2 protein-coding genes are annotated in these 2008 nt (G+C 42.1%); both read left to right on the top strand.

The features are described from left to right. A partial coding sequence (locus tag ACN6OV_RS06530) for a hypothetical protein (RefSeq protein WP_427950991.1) occupies nt 1-196 on the top strand: 196 nt, incomplete at its 5' end. Continuing rightward, a partial coding sequence (locus ACN6OV_RS06525; protein ID WP_427950988.1) for an efflux RND transporter permease subunit occupies nt 186-2008 on the top strand: 1823 nt, incomplete at its 3' end. The genes ACN6OV_RS06530 and ACN6OV_RS06525, both read left to right, overlap by 11 nt.

Here is a 2008-nt window from a genome sequence, read left to right as displayed (position 1 = left end):
TATTTTTATTGTTGAATCTGAACAAAAAGGCCAAGTGCATTTAAAAGCGCAAGCTCTAAAACTTGGACAAGCATCCAGTGATGGACAATGGCTAGAAGTGATTTCGGGTCTTGAAGCAGGGCAAAAGTATATTTCCCAAGGCAGTTTTTTACTGAAATCTGAACTGGAAAAAGACGAGGCTGGCCATGAACACTAATTCAGAGAACCCGAACACAAATTTACCAAAGCCAGCAGGTCTATTCGAACGCATTATTCAGTTTTCAATTCAAAATGCAATTTGGGTGATGCTGTTTGTTTGTACATGGATTGCCGTCGGGATTTATAGTTATCAAAAACTGCCGATTGATGCAGTCCCTGATATTACCAATACCCAAGTGCAAATTAATACACAGGCCAGTGGCTTTACAGCACTAGAAGTGGAACAGCGGATTACCTATCCGATTGAAAATGCGATGGCTGGTATTCCAGATTTGGAATTGACCCGTTCTATTTCCCGTTATGGCCTGTCACAAGTCACGATTGTCTTTAAAGACGGTACGGATATTTATTGGGCGCGTCAGCAAATTAATCAGCGTGTACAAGAAGTTCAGTCGACATTGCCTGCTCAGGTTTCTCCGACCATGTCGCCCGTTTCGACAGGTTTGGGCGAGATTTATCAATGGGTGCTGAAAGCTGAACCCAATACAAAAAAAGCAGATGGCACGGCATATAGCGCGATGGATTTACGTGAAATTCAAGATTGGATTGTGCGTCCGCAATTACAGCGTGTACAAGGTGTTGCCGAGGTCAACAGCATTGGTGGTTTTAATAAAACCTACGTGGTTTCACCTGATTTAAACCGCATGCAACAGCTGAATCTGTCATTAGAACAATTACAGCAAGCGCTCACGGAAAATAATGAAAACCGTGGTGCAGGTTTTATTGAAGAAAATGGTCAGCAGTTAACAGTTCGAGTGCCGGGAACCTTGAACACCATTTCAGATATTGAAAACACCATGATTGACAGTCCTAATGGCAGTCCAATTCGGGTGGGTGATATTGCACAAGTATCGATAGGGCATGATTTGCGCACAGGTGGTGCAACCTATAACGGAGAAGAAACCGTTTTAGGTATTGCTATGATGGCCATGGGACAAAATAGCCGAACTGTCTCGAAAGCTGTAGATGCCAAAATTAAAGATATTCAAGCCAGCTTACCCAAAGGGGTAACAATTGAAACAGTATATGACCGTACCACATTGGTAGAGAAAGCCATTAAAACCGTTCAAAAGAACTTGGTTGAAGGCGCAATTCTAGTCATCATCATTTTATTTATCTTTTTAGGTAATATCCGTGCCGCCTTAATTACCGCCTGCGTTATTCCACTATCAATGCTGTTTACCTTAACCGGCATGGCACAAAAGAATATCAGCGCGAACCTAATGAGCTTAGGCGCATTGGATTTCGGGATTATTGTTGATGGTGCAGTGGTGATTGTTGAAAACTGTATACGACGTTTAGCCCATGCACAGCAAACGTTGAAACGTCCATTAACGCAAAATGAACGCTTTAAAGAAGTCTTTTTTGCTGCACGTCAGGCACGCCGTCCGCTGATATTTGGACAATTAATTATTTTAGTGGTGTATTTGCCAATTTTTGCTTTAAGCGGTGTAGAAGCAAAAATGTTCCATCCGATGGCATTAACCGTAGTATTGGCGCTTGTTGCGGCGATCATTCTGTCTATTACATTTGTACCTGCAGCTGTAGCGCTTTGGGTGAAAGGTGAAATTAAAGAAACAGAAAGCCGTTGGATGACTTGGCTGAAAAAGCAGTATCTTCGAATATTAAATACAGCTTTTCATTACAAGGCTGTGGTGATGACTTTTGCACTGTGTTTACTGCTCATTACTGGGCTTTTAAGCACTAAAATTGGCAGTGAGTTTGCACCACAGCTGAGTGAAGGTGATTTTGCAGTTCAATTGATGCGCTCTCCTAGCACTGGTTTAGAAGAATCATTAAAAATGCAGGA

It is taken from the genome of Acinetobacter sp. (genome assembly GCF_050285345.1).
Lineage (GTDB): Bacteria > Pseudomonadota > Gammaproteobacteria > Pseudomonadales > Moraxellaceae > Acinetobacter.
The sequence above is the reverse complement of the archived record's forward strand: the minus strand, read 5'-3'. Positions and strand labels throughout refer to the sequence as shown.